This window comes from Pseudomonas sp. SDO5271_S396 (assembly GCF_054071795.1).
On record NZ_JBSVWB010000019.1, the window covers coordinates 33,153 to 55,498 of the forward strand.

Annotated in this window: 25 protein-coding genes and 1 tRNA gene; 13 read left to right on the forward strand and 13 right to left on the reverse strand. The window is 60.4% G+C overall.

The window, feature by feature from the left end; translation table 11 throughout:
* The first annotated feature begins 122 nt into the window (after positions 1-122).
* From ACW9IN_RS14985 to ddlA, 4 genes are read left to right on the forward strand one after another with little or no spacing between them, the layout of a single operon-like run.
* Complete coding sequence (locus tag ACW9IN_RS14985; RefSeq protein WP_457366621.1) at positions 123-677, forward strand: DUF2975 domain-containing protein; 555 nt, start codon at positions 123-125, stop codon at positions 675-677.
* 7 nt (positions 678-684) lie between these two features.
* Positions 685-912: a helix-turn-helix domain-containing protein gene (locus ACW9IN_RS14990; RefSeq protein WP_457366622.1), complete on the forward strand. Its 228-nt coding sequence runs from the start codon at positions 685-687 to the stop codon at positions 910-912.
* 31 nt (positions 913-943) lie between these two features.
* A complete protein-coding gene (locus tag ACW9IN_RS14995; RefSeq protein WP_457366623.1) occupies positions 944-1,582 on the forward strand; it encodes a LysE family transporter in 639 nt (212 codons plus the stop codon).
* Positions 1,583-1,626: 44 nt separating this feature from the next.
* Positions 1,627-2,721, forward strand: coding sequence for a D-alanine--D-alanine ligase (gene ddlA, locus ACW9IN_RS15000; RefSeq protein ID WP_457366624.1), 1,095 nt, complete (start codon positions 1,627-1,629; stop codon positions 2,719-2,721).
* 8 nt (positions 2,722-2,729) lie between these two features.
* Here ddlA and ggt read toward each other — a convergent pair whose 3' ends face one another.
* From ggt to ACW9IN_RS15020, 4 genes are all read right to left on the reverse strand, one after another.
* Positions 2,730-4,559: a gamma-glutamyltransferase gene (gene ggt / locus ACW9IN_RS15005; RefSeq protein WP_457366625.1), complete on the reverse strand. Its 1,830-nt coding sequence runs from the start codon at positions 4,557-4,559 to the stop codon at positions 2,730-2,732.
* 35 nt (positions 4,560-4,594) lie between these two features.
* A complete protein-coding gene (locus ACW9IN_RS15010) occupies positions 4,595-5,374 on the reverse strand; it encodes a PhzF family phenazine biosynthesis protein (protein ID WP_457366626.1) in 780 nt (259 codons plus the stop codon).
* 155 nt (positions 5,375-5,529) lie between these two features.
* Positions 5,530-6,363 carry an EamA family transporter gene (locus tag ACW9IN_RS15015; protein WP_457366627.1) on the reverse strand — a complete coding sequence of 278 codons (834 nt, stop codon included), beginning with the start codon at positions 6,361-6,363 and terminating at the stop codon, positions 5,530-5,532.
* 523 nt (positions 6,364-6,886) lie between these two features.
* Positions 6,887-7,087, reverse strand: a complete 201-nt coding sequence (locus ACW9IN_RS15020) for a helix-turn-helix transcriptional regulator (RefSeq protein WP_057010858.1) — start codon at positions 7,085-7,087, stop codon at positions 6,887-6,889.
* 473 nt (positions 7,088-7,560) lie between these two features.
* On the opposite strand from ACW9IN_RS15020, the gene ACW9IN_RS15025 reads away from it, so the two are divergent.
* Positions 7,561-8,610, forward strand: a complete 1,050-nt coding sequence (locus ACW9IN_RS15025) for a hypothetical protein (RefSeq protein WP_457366628.1) — start codon at positions 7,561-7,563, stop codon at positions 8,608-8,610.
* Between the two features lie 84 nt (positions 8,611-8,694).
* Here ACW9IN_RS15025 and ACW9IN_RS15030 read toward each other — a convergent pair whose 3' ends face one another.
* The 9 genes from ACW9IN_RS15030 to ACW9IN_RS15070 form a co-directional block, all read right to left on the reverse strand.
* A complete protein-coding gene (locus ACW9IN_RS15030; RefSeq protein ID WP_457366689.1) occupies positions 8,695-9,024 on the reverse strand; it encodes a hypothetical protein in 330 nt (109 codons plus the stop codon).
* Positions 9,021-9,284 carry a hypothetical protein gene (locus ACW9IN_RS15035; RefSeq protein ID WP_457366629.1) on the reverse strand — a complete coding sequence of 88 codons (264 nt, stop codon included), beginning with the start codon at positions 9,282-9,284 and terminating at the stop codon, positions 9,021-9,023. The genes ACW9IN_RS15030 and ACW9IN_RS15035 overlap by 4 nt, the downstream gene beginning before the upstream one ends.
* Positions 9,281-9,535, reverse strand: coding sequence for a hypothetical protein (locus ACW9IN_RS15040; RefSeq protein ID WP_057010593.1), 255 nt, complete (start codon positions 9,533-9,535; stop codon positions 9,281-9,283). Before ACW9IN_RS15040 ends, ACW9IN_RS15035 begins: the two co-directional genes overlap by 4 nt.
* Positions 9,536-10,007: 472 nt before the next feature.
* Positions 10,008-10,376 (reverse strand): hypothetical protein, encoded by a 369-nt coding sequence (locus tag ACW9IN_RS15045; RefSeq protein WP_457366630.1) that lies wholly within the window; start codon positions 10,374-10,376, stop codon positions 10,008-10,010.
* Positions 10,377-10,646 (reverse strand): helix-turn-helix transcriptional regulator, encoded by a 270-nt coding sequence (locus tag ACW9IN_RS15050; protein WP_457366631.1) that lies wholly within the window; start codon positions 10,644-10,646, stop codon positions 10,377-10,379.
* An 84-nt stretch (positions 10,647-10,730) separates the two neighbouring features.
* A complete protein-coding gene (locus ACW9IN_RS15055; RefSeq protein ID WP_457366632.1) occupies positions 10,731-11,675 on the reverse strand; it encodes a hypothetical protein in 945 nt (314 codons plus the stop codon).
* A gap of 170 nt (positions 11,676-11,845) precedes the next feature.
* On the reverse strand, positions 11,846-13,087 hold the full coding sequence (locus ACW9IN_RS15060; protein WP_457366633.1) for a tyrosine-type recombinase/integrase: 1,242 nt from the start codon (positions 13,085-13,087) through the stop codon (positions 11,846-11,848).
* Between the two features lie 170 nt (positions 13,088-13,257).
* Positions 13,258-13,334 (reverse strand) — tRNA-Met (locus tag ACW9IN_RS15065).
* A 211-nt stretch (positions 13,335-13,545) separates the two neighbouring features.
* Positions 13,546-14,100, reverse strand: coding sequence for an RNA polymerase sigma factor (locus ACW9IN_RS15070; protein WP_457366634.1), 555 nt, complete (start codon positions 14,098-14,100; stop codon positions 13,546-13,548).
* Between the two features lie 263 nt (positions 14,101-14,363).
* On the opposite strand from ACW9IN_RS15070, the gene sctW reads away from it, so the two are divergent.
* Genes sctW through sctR form a run of 8 tightly spaced genes read left to right on the forward strand, consistent with a single transcriptional unit; the run spans position 14,364 to position 22,343 of the window.
* Positions 14,364-15,428: a type III secretion system gatekeeper subunit SctW gene (gene sctW, locus ACW9IN_RS15075; protein ID WP_457366635.1), complete on the forward strand. Its 1,065-nt coding sequence runs from the start codon at positions 14,364-14,366 to the stop codon at positions 15,426-15,428.
* Entirely contained in the window at positions 15,425-17,518 is a 2,094-nt protein-coding gene (gene sctV / locus ACW9IN_RS15080) for a type III secretion system export apparatus subunit SctV (RefSeq protein ID WP_457366636.1), read from the forward strand. Before sctW ends, sctV begins: the two co-directional genes overlap by 4 nt.
* A gap of 37 nt (positions 17,519-17,555) precedes the next feature.
* Complete coding sequence (locus tag ACW9IN_RS15085) at positions 17,556-18,461, forward strand: FHA domain-containing protein (protein WP_457366685.1); 906 nt, start codon at positions 17,556-17,558, stop codon at positions 18,459-18,461.
* Positions 18,458-19,816 (forward strand): FliI/YscN family ATPase, encoded by a 1,359-nt coding sequence (locus ACW9IN_RS15090; RefSeq protein WP_457366637.1) that lies wholly within the window; start codon positions 18,458-18,460, stop codon positions 19,814-19,816. The genes ACW9IN_RS15085 and ACW9IN_RS15090 overlap by 4 nt, the downstream gene beginning before the upstream one ends.
* Positions 19,803-20,231: a type III secretion system stalk subunit SctO gene (sctO, locus tag ACW9IN_RS15095; RefSeq protein ID WP_457366638.1), complete on the forward strand. Its 429-nt coding sequence runs from the start codon at positions 19,803-19,805 to the stop codon at positions 20,229-20,231. Before ACW9IN_RS15090 ends, sctO begins: the two co-directional genes overlap by 14 nt.
* On the forward strand, positions 20,228-20,683 hold the full coding sequence (locus tag ACW9IN_RS15100; protein WP_457366639.1) for a type III secretion system HrpP C-terminal domain-containing protein: 456 nt from the start codon (positions 20,228-20,230) through the stop codon (positions 20,681-20,683). Before sctO ends, ACW9IN_RS15100 begins: the two co-directional genes overlap by 4 nt.
* On the forward strand, positions 20,680-21,693 hold the full coding sequence (locus ACW9IN_RS15105) for a FliM/FliN family flagellar motor switch protein (protein ID WP_457366640.1): 1,014 nt from the start codon (positions 20,680-20,682) through the stop codon (positions 21,691-21,693). The genes ACW9IN_RS15100 and ACW9IN_RS15105 overlap by 4 nt, the downstream gene beginning before the upstream one ends.
* Complete coding sequence (sctR, locus tag ACW9IN_RS15110; RefSeq protein ID WP_457366641.1) at positions 21,690-22,343, forward strand: type III secretion system export apparatus subunit SctR; 654 nt, start codon at positions 21,690-21,692, stop codon at positions 22,341-22,343. Before ACW9IN_RS15105 ends, sctR begins: the two co-directional genes overlap by 4 nt.
* Positions 22,344-22,346: the final 3 nt, after the last annotated feature.

Consider the following 22,346-nt stretch of genomic DNA (forward strand, 5'->3'; position numbering starts at 1 on the left):
CGCGTTTTGGCGGCCTGACGATGATTCCCTATCCGACGATGAACTTGTAGAAGCGTATTTTATTATTGTTTTACGATAATTTATCCATTATTGTGCCGCCACATTCCTTCGAGGCTCACTTTATGGACACCCAGCGTCTTGCCCAGCTCAGCCAACGCATGTCGATGATCACGCTCCTGCTGATCGTCAGCATGTTGCTGCTTAACACTGTGGTGTGGGTGTTCCCCATATTGAGTGACGGGCTGGGATTCGGCTTTGCGCTGAGCGACCGCCAGATGGTCGGGCGAGCGGCCAAGATCGAGCTGTTTCCGCTGTGGCAGATCGCCGGGTGCATTCTGTTGTCCAGCGTACCGCTGATGGCCCTGGTGTACGGTTTGAACCACCTGCGCAAGCTGTTCCAGAATTACGCGCGTGGCGAGTATTTCTCCAGCGCCGCAGCGCTGCATCTGGGCAAGGTCGGCAAAGCCGTGGCAATCTGGGTCTTGCTGGATTTTTTGTGTGAGCCATTGCTCAGCGTCTGGGTCACCATGCACGAGCCTGCCGGTCAGCGCATGATCACCCTGAGCATCACGGCGCCCAGCTTCGTGGCCTTGTTTCTGGCGGCGTGTATCGCGGTGATTGCGCGTATCCTGCGCCAGGCCAATGAAGTGGATTCCGAAAACCGCACCTTTGTTTGAGACCGATATGCCCATAGTGATTGAACTGGACGTCATGCTTGCCCGGCGCAAGGTCAAGTCCAAGGAACTGGCCGCCGCCATCGGGATTACCGAGCAGAACCTGTCACTGCTCAAACAAGGCAAGGTCAAGGGCATACGCCTGGGGACGCTGGACGCGATCTGCGCCTACTTGCAGTGCCAACCAGGAGACTTGCTCGTGCACATGCCTGAGTCCGAAACCGAAACCGAACGCTAACGGCCGATCAACGTTTCAAGAGGGATCTTCGATGCTGTTTTCCAATCTGCCCTACGCTGCACCGTTGTTGTCGCTGGCGCTGCTCTGGACCGTGGCGGTGGTGACCCCCGGCCCCAACTTTTTCAATACCGCGCAGTTGGCCGCCAGCTGTTCGCGCCGCCATGGCGTGGTGGCCTCGGCGGGCGTGGCCACCGGGACGATCATCTGGGGGCTGGCCGGAGGGCTGGGCATCAAGTCGCTGTTTACCGCCGCGCCGATGCTTTACCTGGCGTTCAAGGTCATCGGCGGCGGCTACCTGATTTACCTGGGCGTGAAACTGTTCAAGCGCTCGGCTCCGTCCATGGCGCAGAACCTGTTGCCGGACGAGCCGCAGCGTTCGTTGTTTGCCGCGTGGCGCCTGGGGTTGCTGGGCAATCTGTCCAACCCCAAGGCCGCGCTGTTCGTCGCCACCATTTTCGCGTCGACCATGCCGCCTTCGCCGTCACCGATGTTGTTGACCCTGGCGGTGATCACCATGGCCACCTTGTCGTTCAGCTGGTATTCCAGCGTGGCCCTGGTGTTTTCCAGCGAGCGCATGGCCAGCCTCTACAGCCGTTCGCGCAAATGGCTGGATCGCTTTGCCGGCACTTGCTACCTGCTGTTCGGCGCACATCTGGTGGCGAATCGCTGACGGCTCATGGTAAGAAGCCTTACTTTCAACAGTGAGGCCGGGTCATGAGCAAGGTGCGGGTAGGTATTATTTTTGGTGGCCGTTCGGCGGAGCACGAAGTGTCGCTGCAATCGGCGCGCAATATCGTCGATGCCCTTGACCGTACACGCTTCGAACCCGTGCTGATCGGTATCGACAAGGCCGGCCACTGGCACCTCAACGACACCTCGAACTACCTGATCAACCAGGAAAACCCGGCGCTGATCGCCCTCAACCAGTCCAACCGTGAGCTGGCGGTGGTGCCGGGCAAGGCCAGCCGGCAAGTGGTGGAAACCGCCAGCAACGGCATGCTGGAACATATCGACGTGATCTTCCCGATTGTCCACGGCACCCTCGGCGAAGACGGCTGCCTGCAAGGCCTGCTGCGTATGGCCGACCTGCCATTTGTCGGTTCCGATGTGCTGGGTTCGGCGGTGTGCATGGACAAGGACATCAGCAAGCGCCTGCTGCGCGACGCCGGTATTGCCGTGACGCCGTTCATTACCCTGACCCGTGCCAACGCAGCGCGCACGTCTTTCGAGACGGCGCAGCGCACGCTCGGCCTGCCGATGTTCGTCAAACCTGCCAACCAGGGCTCCTCGGTGGGTGTGAGCAAAGTCGCCACCGAGACGGAGTACCATGCGGCGGTCGAGCTCGCCCTGGGGTTCGATGAAAAAGTGCTGGTGGAGTCCGCCGTGCAGGGCCGGGAAATCGAATGCGCCGTGTTGGGCAACGACGATCCCATCGCCAGTGGTTGTGGCGAGATCGTGGTGAGCAGCGGCTTCTACTCCTACGACAGCAAATACATCGACGCACAAGCCGCGCAGGTGGTGGTGCCGGCGGCGATCAGCGCCGAGGCCAGCGAACGCATTCGTCGCTTGGCCATCGATGCCTTCCAGGCGCTGGGTTGCGCCGGTCTGGCGCGGGTCGATGTGTTTCTTACCGAAGACGGTGAGGTGCTGGTGAATGAAATCAACTCACTGCCCGGCTTCACGCGTATCAGCATGTACCCCAAGTTGTGGCAGGCGAGCGGCATGAGTTACAGCGAGCTGGTCAGTCGGCTGATCGACCTCGCGCTGGAGCGGCATGCACAGCGCAAGGGCTTGAAGATCAGCCGCTGAGCCGCGCGTCAGTCACCGTACGCTTCGCCCTCGCGCCGAGGGTCGGCACCACCACTCAGCGTCACCTTGCCTTGGGCGTCGCGGCTGCGAACGATGGCCTGGATGCCGCTGGTCATGTCGATCTCGCTCAAGGCGTGGCCCTTGTCCTTGAGTGCCTGCTTCAGCGCGGGGCTGAACAGGCCGGCTTCCAGCTCGGTGGCACCATTGCGGCTGCCAAAGTTGGGCAGGCTGATGGCGGCCTGGGGGTCGAGTTTCCAGTCGAGCATCGCCACCAGTGACTTGCTCACGTACTCGATGATTTGCGAGCCGCCCGGCGATCCTACCGTGGCCAGCAGCTCGCCGCTCCGGCGGTCGAACACCAGCGTTGGCGCCATGGCCGAGCGCGGACGCTTGCCGGGTTGCACGCGGTTGGCCACGGGCTGGCCGTTCTCCTCGGGAATGAACGAGAAGTCGGTCATCTGGTTGTTCAGCAAGAAGCCCTGAACCATTACGTGGGAGCCGAAGGCGGCTTCTACGGTGGTGGTCATCGATACGGCGCCGCCCTGATCGTCCACCGCGACAACTTGCGAGGTCGAGATGCGCAGCGGCGAACGGTCCGGCGCATAGGCCACCTGTAGGCCCGCCGGCACGCCGGGTTTGGCCACGCCCATGCTGCGCTCACCAATCAAGGCGGCGCGACGAGCCAGATAGTCCGGCGCTACGAGGCCGGCAACCGGCACGGGCACGAAGTCCGCATCGGCCACATACAGCGCGCGATCGGCAAACGCCAGGCGGCCGGCTTCGGCCAACAGGTGCACGGCTTCGGGCGTCGGCTCAAGGCCTGCCGGCGAGGTACTTTTCAGCGGCGCCAGCGGCGCGATGGCCAGGCGCGGGTCGCGGTTTTCCAGCGCCTGCAACGTGCCCAGGATCTGCGCGATGGCAATCCCGCCCGACGACGGCGGCGGCATGCCACAGACCTTCCATTGCTTGTAGTCGGTGCACAGCGGTGTGCGCTCCTTGGCCGTGTAGTTCATCAGGTCCGCCGGCGACAAGCTGCCCGCATTGCGATGGCCCTGGACCTTGCGCGCGATCTCTTCGGCAATCGGCCCATGGTAGAGCGCGTCGGGCCCTTCCTGGGCGATACGTTTGAACACCGCGGCCAATGCCGGGTTTTTCAATCGTGTGCCGGTGGCCTTGGGCGTACCGTCGGCATTCAGAAAGTACGCGGCCATCTCCGGCGATTGCGGGATAAACCGGTCGGCGGCGATCAAACTGTGCAAGCGCGGGGAAATCGCGACCCCCTGTTCGGCCAGGCGAATAGCCGGTTCGAACAGTTGGGCCCATTGCAGGTGTCCGGTTTTTTTGTGGGCCATTTGCAGCGCGCGCAACACGCCCGGTGTCGCCACCGAACGCCCGCCAATCTGCGCCTCGGAAAAGGCCATTGGCTTGCCGTTCGCCTTCAGGAATATTCCTTCGGTCGCCCCGGCTGGCGCGGTTTCGCGACCGTCATAGGCGTGCACCTGCTTCCCGTCCCAGAGCATGATAAAGGCGCCGCCGCCGATGCCCGATGACTGCGGCTCCACCAGCGTCAACACCGCCTGCATGGCGATAGCCGCATCGATTGCCGAGCCGCCCCTGCGCAACATTTCGCGACCGGCTTCGGCGGCCAACGGGTTGGCGGCCGCCGCCATATGGCGTTCGGCATGGCGGGTGGCAAGGTCCGTGCGATAGCCGGAACCCAGCTCCGGTGCCGGTGGTGGTTCGTTGACCGGGGTGTGGCAGGCCACCAGGCTGAGGGCGATGGCGAGTACCGACAGTTGACGGCGGGAAATCGAAAACACGCGCTGAACTCCGTTCATTGTGAGAATGATCTGTTGTCCTTGAGGTGCGGCTCTTACAGGTAAATCGTGCCTTGCAGGTACAGCACGGCCTTGCCGGAAATGATCACCCGGTCGCCCTTGAGTTCGCAGCGCAATTGACCGCGCCGCTTGCCGCCCTGTTCGGCGCTCAACTGTCGCTTGCCCAGGCGCTCGGCCCAGAACGGCGCGAGCGACGTGTGGGCGGAACCGGTGACCGGGTCCTCATTGACTCCCACATTCGGCCCGAACCAGCGGGAGATGAAGTCGAACCGCGTGCTCTTGGCCGTGACGGCGATCCCGCGTTTGGGCAGGCCTTTGAGGCGTGCGAAATCCGGTGTCAGGGCAGCGACCTGGGCTTCGTCGTCAAGCAACACGATGTAGTCGTCGGTGCTGAACACGTCGGCCTGTTCGACGCCCAGCGCACTGAGCATCCCGGCGGGCGCTTCGCAGGCCTGGGGGGCCTTGGCGGGGAAGTCCATCGCCAGTTCATCGCCCTGACGTGTCACGCGCAGCTCACCGCTACGGGTGGCAAAACGCAGTACTTCGGGCGCGTCCGGCAACTGGTGAATCAGCACCCAGGCGGCGGCCAATGTGGCATGGCCGCACAGGTCCACCTCGACTTCCGGGGTGAACCAGCGCAGTTCGTAAACGTCGCCACGGGGCACGAAATACGCGGTTTCGGAGAGGTTGTTTTCGGCGGCGATGGCCTGCAGTTGTTCGTCTGGCAGCCACTGTTCGAGCGGGCAGACCGCGGCGGGGTTGCCGCCGAAGGGTTGGGCGCTGAAAGCGTCGACTTGGTAAATGTCCAGTTTCACCGTGGGCACTCCGTGCGTGAGGGAGCCTGGACACTAACAGCGGGGCAGGGGAGGGTCAAAATACAGTTGGGGTGTTTTTCGCGGCGCAATTGCATGTCTACCGGATCTTGCCCTGCGAATCGATGAAGGCCGGCGCATCGCTTCATTGCCAGGGGTCAGCCCAGTCGCAGCACCATCGCGCCGGCGGCAATGATGCAGGCCGCGATGATCCGGGTGCGGGTCAGGTGCTCTTTGAGTACCAACGCCGAAATCAGTACGCCAAACAGGATCGAGGTTTCCCGCAGGGCTGAAACCGTGGCAATCGGCGCAGCGGTCATGGCCCATAGCGCCAGGCCGTAGGAAGCAATCGTACCTAAACCACCCACGACGCCAAGGCGCCAGTGGCGTGCCACGTACGCGGTGAACTGCGCGCGACGGGCAGCCAGTGCCCAGGCAGCCAGCGGAATGCCGGTCAGCAGAAATATCCACAGCGTGTAGGCGGCTGGTGCAGCGGATTTGCGCACCCCCACGCCATCGATCAAGGTGTAGCCCGCAATGACACCGGCATTGACCAACGCCAGGATCAGGCCTTTGCGCTGCCCGGCCGACGGTGCTGCTGCCATGCTCAGAATGCCGACGCAAATCACCGCAATCCCACACCAGGCGAACGCCGATAGCGGCTCCGACAGCCATAACACGCTCGCCGCCGCCACCAGCAGCGGCGCGGTGCCGCGCATGATCGGATACGTCTGGCTCATGTCGGCAATACGGTAGGTCGATGCCACCAGCACGAAATACACCACCTGAAACACCACCGACGCGCCGATGAACGGCCAGCTCTCGCTGGCCGGCACGTCGAGGAACGGAATGACGAGCAGCGCCATCAGCGAGGCAATGGCCGTGATCATGCACGTGGTCAGCAACTTGTCGCCCCCACCTTTGACCACCGCGTTCCAGGTCGCGTGGAGCGCAGCACCCAGCATGATGATCGCGAACACGTCAAAGCTCATGAAGGGGTTCCTGTCGGGGGGAGGCGAACGGCAGCGAGTATGCCTGAGTGCTTTTCCCGAGGCATAAAAAAACGGCTTACCTTTCGGTAAGCCGTTTTTAGTACTTGGTGGTACACAGACATTTGAACTGGACAGATAACTACTTGTATTTATAGAGCTTATTGAGGTGTAAATCTGTTAGGGATACACATGGGGATACACGGCGCGTTCTACTGGGCTCTTTTTTGCCTCATCGCGGATACCGGTTTTCTTGATGGGAACTGATCGACCATTGCCGACGGACGGTGATCTTCCCTTGCTTTCTGACCAGGCTCCAGCACCACCCCGGACCAGGGTAGCGGGCATTCATGGGGTGTTTCGCAGAACGATCATTCAACGTCGTTCGTACGTCATTCATGGGGTTGGTTTTCGCAATGATGGCGTTCGTTCCGCGCGGCGGGATATTCCTCATTAAACTGGCTCCCATTTCGGTAGGACAGCCATGCGCGCCTCACCCTGGTGATTTGTAAAAACCAACGAAAGATCATAAGTCCTCAATTGCCCGGGTCGGATCGGACATCCACATGGCTATTGCCGACTGACGCCAAGCTACCGAGTTCGGTCCTATCCGGATCTGCTTTGGAAAGGTGCCTTCCTTGATCCTACGATAAATCGTGTTACGACCAAGGCCAGTGATATGAAGTACCTCGTCGAGGCGTAGAAAACGATCAATGCTTTCCGCCATCCCCTGATTATCCCTCTCTCTTATGTCGACCCCTCTATCTGGCCCAGTCCGGCCCAGCATATGACGGTCAGCCTGGCGCAGCGAGCGGCCATGGTTAATGGTTACCAGGCTGGCCGACCGGGCACTGGCCCCGGCTTTAAAACTTTAGCGCAGGAGCGAAGTGTTGCTGGCTGAAGTGATAAAAGGCCGCGCCACAGTTGCATTTTGCTGGTCTTTTGACGATCTCGGAAAAAACTGTCAGCGTGACAAATTTAGCCTCCAGGCCAATTCAGAGGTAGGAGATGAGCCAGGATCGCGTCCAAAGGGAAACCCTTTACTCCGAGGTATGGGCAACGCCTATGCTCTCCCTGGCTCCAAAATATGGAGTTTCCTCGGTATTCCTGGCTCGGGTTTGTGCTCGCCTGAACATACCCCGTCCACCGCGAGGCTATTGGGCCAGGAAACAGTCTGGACAGAGGCCGAAGATTCCGCCCTTGCCCAAGCCCCAACCTGGTGATCCCACTGAATGGAGAAAGGGCGATCAGTTACCGCGTAAAGCGGAGGTTGAACTGATTGAAGCTGCTCCGAAGAAAGCCAGTGCCCGGCGCACGATAGTGATGGACTCTTTGGCCTCATTCACGCGTAGCCGAGTCGCTGGCGACGGCTATCTCAAGCCTGCAAAGAGAAACCTCCCCGATCTGGTAGTTACTGAACCCACGCTTCAGAGGGCAGCGTCAGTTCTGCTGAAGCTCGCTACTTGTTTCGGTGAACATCGACTTTCGATCGCATGCGGCGAAAGCGGGTTCACCCGTAAGGAGCTCGGAGGCGAGGAGGGACGGCTGAAGCGATCGGTTTTCGAGACAAACATGTGGGCGCCTGGTCGGCCAACATTGGTCTTCATCGACGAGATAGCGATAGGACTGACTATCTACGAGGCTACGGTCGAAAGAGAGATGGTCTACATAGATGGCCAGTATGTGCCGGTAAAAGAGGCCAAAGTGCTCAAGCCTAGCCTGTGGGACAGAAGGACGAAGACATTTTACCGGCGGAGTAATCAGCGCGTTGCTTCCAAGCGACTATGCCTCAGGGCTTATAGTCCCTATGGCCGTGTGGACTGGGCTCGTACCTGGACAGAGGACAAAGTTAGCCTCCTGAAGCAACTCGACGATATCGCATTGGCTTTAGTTGATAGGGCGAAAACCTTGGTGTCCCAGATCGCTGAGGCTGACCGCCAGGCGGCCGAAGAGCGAATGAGGTGGGAGGCTGAATGTGCAATAGCGACAGCGAACTACCAACGTTCGCTGATTATCCGGGCCCGGGAAGACTCGCTAAGCAAACTGCTGAAGATCATCGACAAGTGGAGCTCCGATAGAAAGCTCCAAGATTTTTTTGACGACGTCACCACCCGCTCAGTTGATATGGGGGGTGAAGCTCGCTCGGAGCTTTTAACAAAGGTTCAGGAGGCAAAGAACCTGCTCTCCAGCTCTGACAGCATTGAAGCGCTGATGTCGTGGGCTCCGCCTCCACCGAAACCGTCCGAGTAAATAATGCTACTGCCCGCCTGGGCTCCCAATGCGGTAGGTCAGGTGCCGGAAACTGCTATGCGAATAGCAGTTTGATCAACCTGACTACAGACGCATTTCCCGAATGAGCTTTCGCGGATCTGCGCCTTGCCTGAGTGCTAGGCGTGCGTCCTTGGTCAGTTGGTCCAGCGCTTGCTCCTCGAATGTAGCGGCCATAGCGCTGGCCTTTCTAATGATCAGTAGCGCCAGCTCGCCGAGCAGTTCGGCCCAGGCCATGGCGGTGTGTTGAGCGAATACAGCAGTCACACGGGCCACCAGTATGTGAGTCGAGGGGGACGCGATCAGCGCGAAAGACAGCGCCAGCAAGGCCATAACGTCATGCACGTCTCGTAGATCGTCGATGACACTTCTATTGCTGTGGGTGGACTGGCTCATTGCGCACCCTCCCCGAGGCTCGACAGGCTCCCGTTAATATCATCGACACTGCGCTCTACGTCGGCCAGGTGGGCGTCGGCCAGATACACCCCTAGCTCAGCGAGATTTGCAGAGTTCCTTCCATCAGAGAGCTTATGGTCGTCTCGGATAGAGGTCATCAGCGCAGCCATCCAGCTGGCGAACTCTTTGCCGCACGCCAGCTGGAATACTGCCTCGTCTGCGATCTCTTTGTAGGCAGTTGCCTTTGGTTTGGCGCTCATTCGGCACCCCCTGCGTCTTCAAGGTCATCCAGTTCCTTGCTCCACTCCGACACGGTGCCATCAACTAAGTCGCCTATGTCGAGCGAGACGAAGGCGCCCACCGCGGCTAACTTCGACTGGGAGCTGCTGCGGGTCTCCGTCTTGATGCTCCAGAACAATGCCTCGAGCTGGCGCAAGGTCTCTTTGCAAACTGCGAGTTGGTCGAGAGCGTCGCGTGCGATCGCAGTCGTCGTGCGGGCGGTAGTAGTCATTGCGCACCCCCTGCGGCTTCAAGGGTTCGGACGATATCCATGTGGGCGTTGTAGCGGGCGAGGCGGACGGAAAGGGACGATTTTGCGCGAAGGGCACTCAGGGCCATGCGGCGGTGAGCGTATGCGCGAATTGCGGACGGATTTAGGGCATGCATAGGTGGAGCTCCTAACGTATTTGAGGAGCTGCCACGTTCGTTACCAAGCGAATGGGTGGCAGCTGTGCGCAGGTTGGTAAACCGGGACGTTAGGAACCCGGCAGGCACGAATGCCTCCCACGCACAGCCGCCATAAAACGGATTTGCGGGCGTAAAAAAAGCGCCTGCAATCGTAATGGGGGCGCTGTTGCGCCTAACGTTCAACGGGTTACCAAGCCCGGTCGCTGAATTTGCAGCGACCAGCGAACCATACCGACGAGCGTTAATGCTGGCAAGGAAACTTATCGACCGTTCATCGCAGAACATTAGCGACGCGCTCATACCGCCACCTGACGGCGCGGCGCGCCACTCTTCTCAAGCGTGGCCAGCACGTATCGACCGCGCTTGCGCTCGGACATGGGCAGGCTGTATCGGGTCACCAGGCACGGCAGGCCCCAGTTATTCGGCACGCTCTCCATCAGGCGGCTGAAATTCAAACCGTAGCCGTTCGCCAGGCTGCTAATGGTCGAGTGGAGGCAATGGTCTCCCAGGCGTTCCGCCTCGAAGCGATTGAGGCTGCTGCCTTGCAACAGGTGGCCCAGGATGCGGCTGATCTTTGTCGGCGCTTTCCCGGTGCTGGTGGTAGTATCGGCTTGAGAATTTTCCGGGCTGGCCTTTTTGGGTTGGCCTTTTTTTTGTTCGGTCATTTATGCCACCTCACCGCGCAGTGCGATGCGCTGGCGAACCGAGGCTTGGACCTCGGCCAGCACGAAGCCAACCGGTGAGCCGCGTGACTTGCTGTTGCTCAGTGGAACTGGGCGCGGAAAGGTCGGGTCGTCTTTGAGGCGTTTGTACACGGTAGGCCGGGCAAGGCCAGTGATTGCCTCCAGATCCGGCATGCGAATCAGGGTGATAGCCGGGTCGAAGTTCTGCGCGGCGGCGGCGGACGGCTGGTGAGGCGTGTGGAATGTTTGCATGATGCGTTTCCCGTAATAACTGGAGATTACGGGAGACAGGTTCGCAATTCGTTGGCGCTTTGGGCACGACAAAGCGCCATTATTTCAACCTGTGTTCTCGCGCGGGAAGGTGAAGCTTTTATTTGCTTTTAGTGTCGCCAGAACATAGTCGTAATCCAGGCCTCTTTTGTCGGAGATACGCTTAGCCGCAATTTCTCGATGAGCATCAACTTCGTTCTTTGCAAGCCTTTCGATCGTTCGCATCTCCAGCGGTCTTTCCACAAAAGACAGCCCCATTAGGTGAAACACAGATTTCTTGTGGAAGGATCGAAACATATCTTGGTTGATCCTCAGCAGGTCGGTGGCGAAAAGACGCGTAGGAAGGTCCACGTCATTCCGTCGACTTGTTGGAGACGCAATATCTGCGTGATGCTCAAGCGTTTCCAGTGCCGATTTTGTCCTAAAGCTATACGCGAGATTTGTCCTAAGGCTGTCCGGTAACCATTCAGTGCTGAGCACTTCTTCAAACTCTGCAATCAGGTCTTTGAGACGCCGTATGGTCGAAGGACCTTCGATTACGGCGCGATGTCCGATCCCGCTTATGTATCTGTGGCAAGCTCCAGCGAGCCGCGATATGTATTTCAGATAATGGTTTGGGATGCGGGCTATGGTCGTAGATAGGTAACGTGAAGACGAGTTCTTTTCATCCCGCAATCTAGGCACCCATCGCTCTAATTCTCGCTGGATAGGGCCGTGCCAATGATCGTCCCCAACCTTGATGTACCCAAGCGACTTAAAAGCCATGGCAAAAGCAGGTTCGGCCTCGATCCATTCAATAGTTGCTTTGCAGTCGTCGCCGAGAGCTTCGTCATGTTTTTCCTTGAGCAGCTTTGCACAAGTCGTGGCGACTGCCGGGACGTCCGCGTCGCGATAACCGTCTACAGCCAGCGCATCCAGCTCGAAGTCGATGGCTTTCGAACCCAGGTCTTCGTACCGATCTGCTACAAGGGACAATTTGTAAAATTGGTCCGCAGTTGGAATTTCCGACACTTAAATGCCCTCCGGCATTACTCATTAGATTGACCGGCCAGGCGGATGAGTGTCCGCTTTTCGCCCCGTCGGGCTAGGCTGGCCAAAACGCTGGCACTGTCCCTGTACTGGCTATCTGTACAGTTATTGCTTTAATTCTATATGTGTCTACTCCCGCTAGGGAAACAAGCTCAAGCGCGCTTGCTGAAGTTTCCCTGGATGACGACGCCGCCAGCCAATCCGTCGAGGTAGTTCGCATACCATTGCATCATCTTCGTGCGCTGCGGCAGGTACTTGGCCTTGTTGTAGACGCCAGCGACACCGGGCTTCTTGTGTGAGAGCTGGGCCTCGACGTGGTTCTCGTCGAAACCGTTTTCATTGAGGACCGTCGATGCGATGTGTCTGAACCCGTGCCCGGTTTGACGACCCTCGTACCCCATCCGGCGCAGCGCCATCAGAAACACAGTGTCGCTGCGCGGTTTGGTGTGGTCGCTACGGCCAGGGAACAGAATAGGGTAGCTGCCGGTGTACTGACGCAGTTCTTCTAGCGCCTCGATCGCCTGAAACGAGAGCGGCACCAGGTGCTCAAGTCCCTTTTTCCGGCCTTTGCGCTCGACTGGGATCGTCCAGACCTTTTTGGCGAAATCGAACTCCGACCACTGCGCCTCTCGCAGCTCGCTGGGGCGCACGGCGAACAGGCTCAGCAGGCGCAGGCCGAGGCGCACATCGTGAGCGTGTGGATAGGCAGCGATTGCTCGGATCAGCCCGGGAAGCTCATCGGGTGAGACGTGGGCATAGTTCTCGGCCTTACCGGACTGTAGGTATTTTTGCAGCCCCTCAAGCGGGTTGTGGGTTGCCCGGCCAGTTACCCTGGCCAAGTCGTAGGCGTCTCGGCAGTACGAGCGCACTCGGCTCATTTGCTCAAGGATTCCCTGCTGTTCCATGCCGCGCAGAAACTCCATCCACTCAAGCGGTGTGATGTCGGTATAGGGGCGTTTGCCGAACACCGGGAAGACGTGACGTTCCAAGGCGCCGATGATTCGCCTGGCGGTGCCCGCGTCCCAGTTGGTGAGACGTGAGGCGTACCACTCTCTCGCCAGTGGCTCGAATGTCTCGCCGGCGATATCCCTCTCTGCTTTCTTGCGGGCTTGCTTGGTAACGATCGGGTTTTTGCCGTCGGCGGCGTCAGTGCGCAATTCGGCAGCTTTCTGTCTGGCGACCGATCCGCTTACCTCGGGGTAACCGCCAAGCCCAAGCCATGACCATTTGCCGTCGGGCTTCTTGTAGCGAAGCTGCCAGGACTTTTGGCCATCAGGCTTCACGCGGAAATAAAGGCCGCTCCCGTCCAGCTCGCGATACTCGTTGGCATCAGGCTCAAGGCCGGCCAATGCGGTATCGGAAAGGGGGCGGCGTTTTATCTCGGATCGCTTCATTTGGGCTTGTATCCCCTCGGTTCAATTATTTGTCGAGGATACACAGGGGGATACACGGAGGGAAGGTATAGGGGGGTACAAGGAGAGATAGCCAGAAACAAGAAAGCCCGCACTAGGCGGGCTTCTTGAGGTTGTTTAGAGACTCATAGAGACATCTGTAAACAGGTACTTGGTGGCTACACAGGGACTTGAACCCCGGACCCCAGCATTATGAATGCTATGCTCTAACCAACTGAGCTATGTAGCCAAGTGGCGCGCATTATTCGCGCAGAAGGCCGATGCGTCAAGCGTTTATTTTGAATTTTTACCTACGCTTTCAACCGTTTAACCGGAATCGTCGATTGCGGCGACGAGCGGCGGCTATTCGGCTGGCGGGTGATGTTCTTGCGGCACACTCGGCGGGCCTGATTGTGTTGGGCAGATATCCCTGCTGCCCAACGACGCCTCAAGGGCCGGGCTTAGGGGCGCAAGGAGGTGTGGGTGGCACGCTTGAGTTGTTCACGCGCGCGCGACAGGCGTGAGCGAACGGTGCCGATGGGAATGTCCAACGCGTCGGCGGTGTCCTGATAGCTGCCGTCGGTCTCCAGGGAGGCGTACAGCGTTTTGCGCATTTCCGTCGGCAGGTGGTCGATGGCGCTCAGGGTTTTCTCAAGCCGCCGGTTGATCTCGAATTCCCAATCCAGGTCCCGGTCGCTTTCTTCGAGGCCGTGCCACAGCGATTCGTCGAACTCGCAATGCATGGGCTTGGCGTACAGGCGGCGAAAGTGATTGCGGATCAGGTTCTGCGCAATGCCACACATCCAGGTGCTGAGCGTCGCGTTGCCGCAGAATCGCTCGCGGTTGCGCCAGGCTTCCAGGTACGTCAACTGCAGGAGGTCGTCTGCGTCCTCCGGGTTGAGCACGCGCTTGTGAATGAAACGTCGAAGTTTTTTTTGCTGGTCATCCGTCAGGTGGAGCATGAATTGAGGCGAGCTGCCAACAAGGTGGGCTAAAGCTTCAATAGGGATATTCACGATGTATTCCTCTGGGTGAACGCTGACGAAATGGTTTCGTCAGGAACCCCTTTAGCACTGGCTGTGCCAAGCAGAATTCATAAATAAGCTATTGATTTATATAGGTATATATCTTGAATTGCCGTGCATTTGTGCAAGATTTTGCAAACGGCACGTACGGCTCGTGCAAGTTTTTTCAACGGTAGTGAGCCATCAAGTTTCGATGGAACCAGGTCACAGTGGCTTGCCACACAGGGACACACTCTTCCTGTTCGGGTCTGCCGATGAAAATCGAATCTTCCAGTGATGTGCAAACGATCCAGCGCCTGGATCAACCAAGTCTTCGAGATGCTTCTGCGACGTCGGCGCCCAAGGGGGCCGATGAGCTGGCTCCGTTCTTTGGCCAGGAGGTCATGGATACCGCGCGCGAGTTGAGCAAGCGATCGAGCGGGGTGCAGATCCCGCCTGTCCGGCACATTGCCCAGCTGTATGACCAGTTGGGTCATCCGGCCAAGGCGTCACTGGCCTCCGTTTCCCGGCGCATCTGGACGGAATTGCAGAAGCAGCAATTGAGTGTCCCCAAATTGATCACCCTCACCGATGGGGACCCGGCGCGTGCATTCGTGGTGCTCAAGCATGTGGTCGATCAGACGGATGCGCAGGTGCTGCCGGCCGAGGCCAAAATGGCGCGGACGATCCTTGCCGATCTGGAAAAAGGCTTCAAAGGCGAAATCCAGGCGGGCCTCAACATTGCTGTGGCGTTGCAGGCCGCCACCGATGACCCGAAGGAACGTCAGGCGATGCGCGAGCTGTATTACAACAGTGTGGTCAATCGCCAATCCTTGACCGTTATGTTGCATGCGCTGCTGGACGCCTATGGTGGCGAGCAATTCCTGAACGGCTTGAATGTGATGCGCGGAGCGTTGGCCGACGACATGGCCGCCCGCGCGTCGTCTATTTCCCCGGCGGCGCTGCGCTCGCTGTTGAAGGGGCTGGGCAGTTGCAGTCAATTGGGCGGCGTACTCTCCAGTTGCCAAGACTTGATCCAGCGTTTGAATGTCCAGTTTGACCCCGTCACTCTGCTCAAGCGCTTGTTGACCTGCACCAGCACCGGCCTTGGTGGAAACGAAATCCCGGACTTGCTCAACGACCTTCGAAGCGAGCAGCCCTCGCACAAACTGACGGCGCTCAACGGCCTTTACCCGGCTTTCCGACAGCTGCCACTGGCCGTGTGGCCAGATGAGGGCGTGCGTAAGGACAGCGTGAAACTCCTGCTGATGGTCATGGACCAACTGACCCAGAACGAGCGCTTGCAGAACCAGCGTTTCGGCATAGGGGCGCTGGCGTGACCGTGCTGTCGACCATCAATGCGGTGCTGCTCAAAGTGGCACAGCGCGCCGAAGTACTCGGCGCCGTGGTGGTCATGGCCATTGTTTTCATTTTTATCGTTCCGCTACCCACTTGGTTGGTGGATATCCTGATCGCGCTCAACATCTGCATTTCCTGTCTGTTGATCGTGCTGGCCCTGTACCTGCCGGGGCCCCTGGCGTTCTCGTCGTTTCCGTCGATTCTGTTGCTGACCACCATGTTTCGGCTGGCGCTGTCGATTGCAACCACGCGTCTGATCCTGCTGGAACAGGACGCCGGCGACATCGTCGAAGCGTTCGGCAACTTCGTGGTGGGTGGCAATCTGGCGGTGGGGCTGGTGATCTTCCTGATCCTGACCCTGGTCAACTTTCTGGTGATCACCAAAGGCTCGGAGCGGGTCGCGGAAGTGGCGGCACGCTTCAGTCTCGATGCGATGCCCGGCAAGCAAATGTCCATCGACAGCGACTTGCGCGCAGGTTTGATCGACGGCATCCAGGCACGGGACAAGCGCGATCAGCTGTCCCGGGAAAGTCAGTTGTTCGGCGCCATGGACGGCGCCATGAAGTTCGTCAAGGGCGATGCCATCGCGGGTTTGATCATTGTCGTGGTCAACCTGCTGGGTGGCTTTTCCACCGGCATGTTCCAGCATGGTCTGAGCGCTGGCGAGTCAATGGCCCTGTACTCCGTGCTGACCATCGGCGACGGCTTGATCGCCCAGATTCCGGCGCTGCTGATTTCCCTGACGGCGGGCATGATCATCACCCGCGTGGCACCGGATGGGCGCAAGGGCATCAGCAACATGGGCGCTGAAATCGCCCGCCAAATGACCAGTGAACCCAAGAGCTGGGTGATCGCCTCGGTGGGCATGCTCGCGTTTGCCGCCGTGCCGGGCATGCCCACCGGGGTGTTCATCCTGATTTCGCTGATTACCGGAACGCTGGGCTATTACCTGGTGCGCCAGCGTCAACGCCAGGAGCGTCCGGCAAACGAAGCCACCGAAGCGGTGCGCCCGGAAGAAAACGGCACCGAAGACCTGCGCGGTTTCGACCCGTCACGGCCTTATCTGTTGCAGTTTTCGCCGGTGTTGCGCGGCACTCCTGAAGTGACCGACCTGATTCACGGCATTCGCCAGTCCCGCAATGCGCTGGTGGCCAACATCGGCCTGACGCTGCCCCCTTTCGAGGTGGAGCTCGATGCCACACTGGCTGACGATGAAATGCGCTTTTGCGTTCACGAAGTGCCGATGGTGAAAGCCTCGGTCGTTTCGCGGGTAGCCGTGGAGCGCAAGGCGTTCGCCGTCGAGCCTGAACACGCTGTGCCAGGGCTCGCGGAGCGTGATGAGCAGGATTGGCTCTGGCTGGCACCGGATGATCCGTTGCTCGATGACCCGGCGTTGGAGCGCTTCAGTGCCACCCAACTGATACTTGATCGCATGAAGCAGGCCATGATGCTCAGCGGACCGCAGTTCTTGGGGATCCAGGAGAGCAAATCGATCCTCAGTTGGCTGGAGCACAACCAGCCTGAGCTGGTTCAGGAACTGCAACGCATCATGCCGCTCTCGCGGTTTTCCGCCGTGTTGCAGCGCCTGGCCGGCGAAGGGGTTCCGTTGCGTGCGGTGCGCCTGATCGTGGAGTCGTTGATCGAGTACGGCCAGCATGAACGCGAGCCGGATGCGCTGGCCGACTATGCACGTATCGCCCTCAAGTCGCAGATCTATCACCAGTACAGCGAAGCCGATGGCCTGCACGCCTGGTTGCTGTCGCCGCGCACCGAGAACATCCTGCGCGAGGCCTTGCGTCAGACCCAGACCGGCGTGTTCTTCGCCCTCGACGACGAGAACAGCGCAGCGCTCGTCAACCTGCTCAACCAGGCCTTTACCCTGCGTGCCAAGAGCAAAAGCGTGATGTTGGTGGCGCAAGACCTGCGCAGCCCGCTGCGTACCTTGCTGCTGGAAGAGTTCAACCATGTACCGGTGCTGTCCTTTGCCGAGTTGGGAAGTACATCGAAGGTGAAGGTGCTGGGGCGTTTCGACCTGGGCCAGGGCGAGCTGATGCGCGGGGCGGCGGCATGAGCGTTCGGTCCGGCTCCACGTTGCGGGAGGCTCGATGATGTTCGAATTGCGGGTGCTCGATGGTCGGCATCAGGGCGCGGCACTGCCGTTGTTTGGCGAGCAGTGGAGCATTGGCGCGCATGCGGATGCCGACCTGGTGTTGAGCGACGCCGGCGTCGCCGAACACCATGCGCTGCTGTGCCTCAAGGATTCGAACTGGTCGGTGCAGGCCGAGGCCGGGCTGTTGCTCGATGCCAACGGGCAGATGCAGGCACAGATCGCCAGCCTGGCCTTGAACGCCACCTTTTCGGTGGGAGCCATTCGCTTGTGCGTGACCTTGACGGATCAGCCGTGGCCACAAGCGCCCGCGCCGGCGCCCGTGCCTGCCCCCGCATTACCGGCTGCTGGGCCACCGCGTGGGCTCACGTTGTCAGCCATTCCCCCGGCCCAGCAGAAGCGCTTGCTCAGTCTGGTACTGGTGGGCGCGGTCATCATCATGGTGGTGGGTATGGTTTCCATGGGCGACAAGGAGGCCCAGGCTTCCCTGATGCCGCCCGTGGTACCGAAACAGGAACTGGCGTCGCCATTCGAGGTGCGTCAGCAGCTGCTGAAAATGCTCAACGAACGCGAGCTGGGCGCGCGGGTCAGCCTGCAAGTGGTCAATGGCCAGATCACGCTGGGTGGCGATGTCTCGACCGAAGACATGGAACTGGTCACGCGCATGCTCAACCGCTTTGGCGAACAGTATGACAGCGCCGTGCCGGTGATCAGCCGCGTGCGCGTACGTGACAACGCGCTGCCGTTCCGGATCACGCAGATTGTGGGCGGCCCCACGGGGCATGTCGTCCTGGACGGGGGCACCCGCTTGTTCGTCGGTGACGAAGTGGAAGGCTTGCGCCTGGTGCTGATCGACAACAGCAAAGTGGTTTTCGAAGGCGCGCAGCGCTATGAGGTGCGCTGGTGAGTGTGGATTTCGAGGCGCGCCTCGAGGCCTGGCAGCAGCGCCAGTCTCAGGCCCTGGTCAGCTTTGCACCGGTGACCATGCGCGGGCGTATCCAGCGCGTCAACGGCATGTTGTTGCAATGCCGGTTGCCCCAGGCGCGTATCGGCGACCTGTGCCAGGTGGAGAAACGGCCCGGCGACTGCATGCTTGCCGAGATCATTGGGTTCGATCAGCAGGACGCCGTACTCAGTGCGCTGGGCAACCTGGAAGGTGTTCGGGTGGGCGCTGGCGTGGAGCGCCTGGGCGTGTCGCATCAGGTGCAGGTCAGTGATCAACTGCTGGGCCAGGTGCTGGACGGTTTCGGACGCTCGATTACCGGTGAGGGGCCCAGCGCGTTTGTCGAGGCCGACATGCCGGATGCGAGCGCCGTGTTGTGTGAGGCGCCGCTGCCGACCGATCGCCCGAGGATTCATCGCGCGCTGGCGACCGGCGTGCGTTCCATTGATGGCCTGCTGACGTTGGGTGAAGGCCAGCGCGTGGGGCTGTTCGCGGGCGCTGGTTGCGGCAAGACCACCCTGCTGGCCGAGATCGCCCGTAACGTCGAGTGCGATGTGATTGTGTTCGGCCTGATCGGTGAACGGGGTCGTGAGCTGCGTGAATTTCTTGACCACGAGTTGGATGAGCAACTGCGCGCGAAGGCGGTATTGGTCTGTGCTACGTCTGACCGTTCCAGCATGGAACGTGCCCGTGCGGCCTTCACTGCCACCGCGTTGGCCGAGGGCTTCCGTCGCAAGGACAAACGGGTGCTGCTGCTGATCGACTCCCTGACGCGTTTTGCCAGGGCCCAGCGCGAGATCGGCCTGGCTGCCGGCGAACCGCTGGGGCGTGGTGGCCTGCCGCCGTCGGTATACAGCCTGCTGCCGCGTCTGGTGGAGCGTGCCGGGTTGACCCGCGAAGGGGTCATCACGGCGATCTACACCGTGCTGATCGAACAGGACTCCATGAGCGACCCGGTCGCCGACGAGGTGCGTTCGCTGCTCGACGGTCACATCGTGCTGTCTCGCAAACTGGCCGAGCGTGGGCACTATCCGGCCGTGGATGTGCTGGCCAGCCTGTCCCGGATCCTGAGCAATGTCGCCGAACCCGAAGACATCCGGGCCGGCACTGCATTGCGGCGATTGCTGTCGGCCTATCAACAGATCGAGCTGATGCTCAAGTTGGGGGAGTACCAGCCCGGCAGCGATGCCCTGACGGACCTGGCGGTGGACAGCCGTCAGGCGGTCGATGGTTTCCTGCGTCAGGACCTGCGCGAGCCGACACCGATGACGGTGACCCTGGACCAACTCAAGGAGCTGACGACCCATGTCCCCTTCTGACCCACTGCTCCACGAGGTCGAGACCCTGCGGCGCCTGCGCAGGCATCGTGCGGACCGTGCCGAGCGCGCGTTGCATGAAGCCAGGCGAGCGCAGCAAACACTCCAGGCCAATATCCGCCAAGCCGAGGCAGCACTCGCACAGACTCGCGAAGAAGAGGCTCGCCAAAGCGCGCAGTTGCTGGGGCGGCACCAGGGCCAGGTGCTGGACCTCAAGGCGCTTAAGACCTGGGGCAGCGAGGAGCGCTCCCTGTCTGCCAACACCCAGCGCGAGGAAGGCCAGCTACAAGGGTTGCAGCGTCAGCGAGAGACAAAGGACATGCACGTGAACGCGGCCCAGAGAAAAGTCACCGAGTGTCTGCGTCAAGTTGAAAAGCTTCAGGAGTTATCCCTTTTGCTGGCTCAGGAGCCCGTATGACCCAGGTTTCAGGCAAGGCTACGGAATGTCCACGTGTGCGAGAACTGCGAGATGAGCGGGAACCGCGCAGCGGTGTGGCGCCCCTGGAACCCATGCGATTGTTTGCCCAGTTGCTCGCCCGCGACGATCACGCCGGCGGTTCTGCAGCCTCCTTGGCGAGCGCCAGGGTTGTGTCTGCTGTTTCCGGGGTCGAAGCCCTCACCGAACAGCTGACGCCGCGCATCACGGCCTGTGCGCAGTGGCCACTCCAGGTCGTGTTGCACTTGCCCCACCTGGGGCGAATCAATGCCAGTGTGCGCCGTGAACAAGGTGCCTGGAATATCGAGCTGGATGCTCAGGAAGAAGCGACCGCCCGTTGGCTCAGTGGCGTGCGGCAGCAATGCGAAGGCCGGTTGGCGAGGGTCTTGGATGCGCCGGTCAATCTGCTGCTGCCCAGCGTCGGCTCGGCATGATGCTGCCAACCGTGAGATTACCTTCAGTAAGCGGTGACACGGTTGCCGCGCGTCAGCGACTGGGACGCGGGTTGTGCCTGCCGTTCGAGGTGGCGGGACGTCGCGGTGACGTGTGGCTGGAGCCCGGGCGTGCGCCGGCAATGGCCAAAATACTGTGCTTCGAAACCGCTTGCGGAGTGCTGGCGTTGGCCGAGGCGGGTCCCTTGCTCAGCCTGCTGGGCGAATGCCCGGTGACATTGGCTGAGGTCGGCAACGATTCGGACTCCTGGATCTGGAGCGTATTTCACCACTACCTGAGCCCCCAGGTGCAGGCGTTGCTGGGCACCGTCCGGTTGCTGGAGGTCGCGTGCCCCGTGGGCTTTGACTGCCGGATCAGCGTCACCCTCGGTGCGTCCCGGGTGCTGGGGCATGTGTGGCTGACACCGCAGAGCTTTCTGAGGCTGTGCGATGCCGGCCCCTGGCGCGCCACCGTGGCGCCGATGCCGGCGCAATTTCCATTGAGTGTTGCGGTGCCCCTTGGCTGCGTACGGTTGCCGATTACACACGTGCAAGGCCTGCGACGTGGCGACGTACTGATGCTTGAACAGGCATTTTTCAATGCACAGGGCACCGGCCATGTACAGGTCGGCAGGCGTCGTTTGCGCGGCTGCATCGACGATGAAACCGGGCGGTTATGCCTGACCCTTATTGCGATCGAGGAGACCGCTGTGGACGAGGATTTTTCAATACCGGACTTCTCTGTGCACGAGGAGGAGGGGCCTGTTGCGGACGCTTTCAGCCAGGAGCCGTTCGATGAGTTGAGTATGGCGCTGACAGTCCGTTGCGGGGTGTTGAACCTGACCCTGGGCGAATTGCGCAGCCTGGCCCCCGGTGCGGTGCTGGGTATCAGCGGTTACGCGCCCGGCATGGCCGGCCTGTATTACGGCGAGCGCCTTGTGGGGCAGGGGCAGTTGGTCGAAGTCGACGGGCGCCTGGGGTTGCAGGTTTCCCGTGTGATGTTCGAGCGATGACGCTTCAGGGGGTTGATCCCCTGGTACTGGCGGTGTTCCTCGGCGCGCTGTCACTGATGCCCATGCTGCTGGTGGTGTGCACCGCGTTTCTGAAGATCGTGATTGTGCTGATGATCACCCGCAACGCCCTCGGCGTGCAGCAGGTGCCGCCGAGCATGGCCATCAACGGCATCGCCCTGGCTGCAACGCTGTTCATCATGGCGCCGGTGGGTTACGAGATCGCCGAGAGCGTGAAGGTGTCACCGCTGGACCTGAGTAACGTGCAAACGTTGCTGCACACCGGCAACGAGGCAATCAAACCGTTGCGCGCGTTCATGCTGCGCAATGTCGACCCGGATGTGCTCACGCACTTGCTGGAAAACACCGCGCGCCTGTGGCCTGCGGCGATGGCGCAGGAGGTGCAGCGTGAAGATTTGATCCTGCTGGTGCCGGCGTTCGTGCTGTCGCAATTGCAGGCAGGATTCGAGATCGGCTTTCTGATCTACATCCCCTTTATCGTGATCGACCTGATCGTGTCCAACCTTCTGCTGGCGCTGGGCATGCAGATGGTTTCGCCGATGACCATTTCGCTGCCGCTCAAACTGTTGTTGTTCGTGCTGGTTTCCGGGTGGTCGCGGTTGCTCGACAGCTTGTTCCTTTCCTATCTCTGAGTG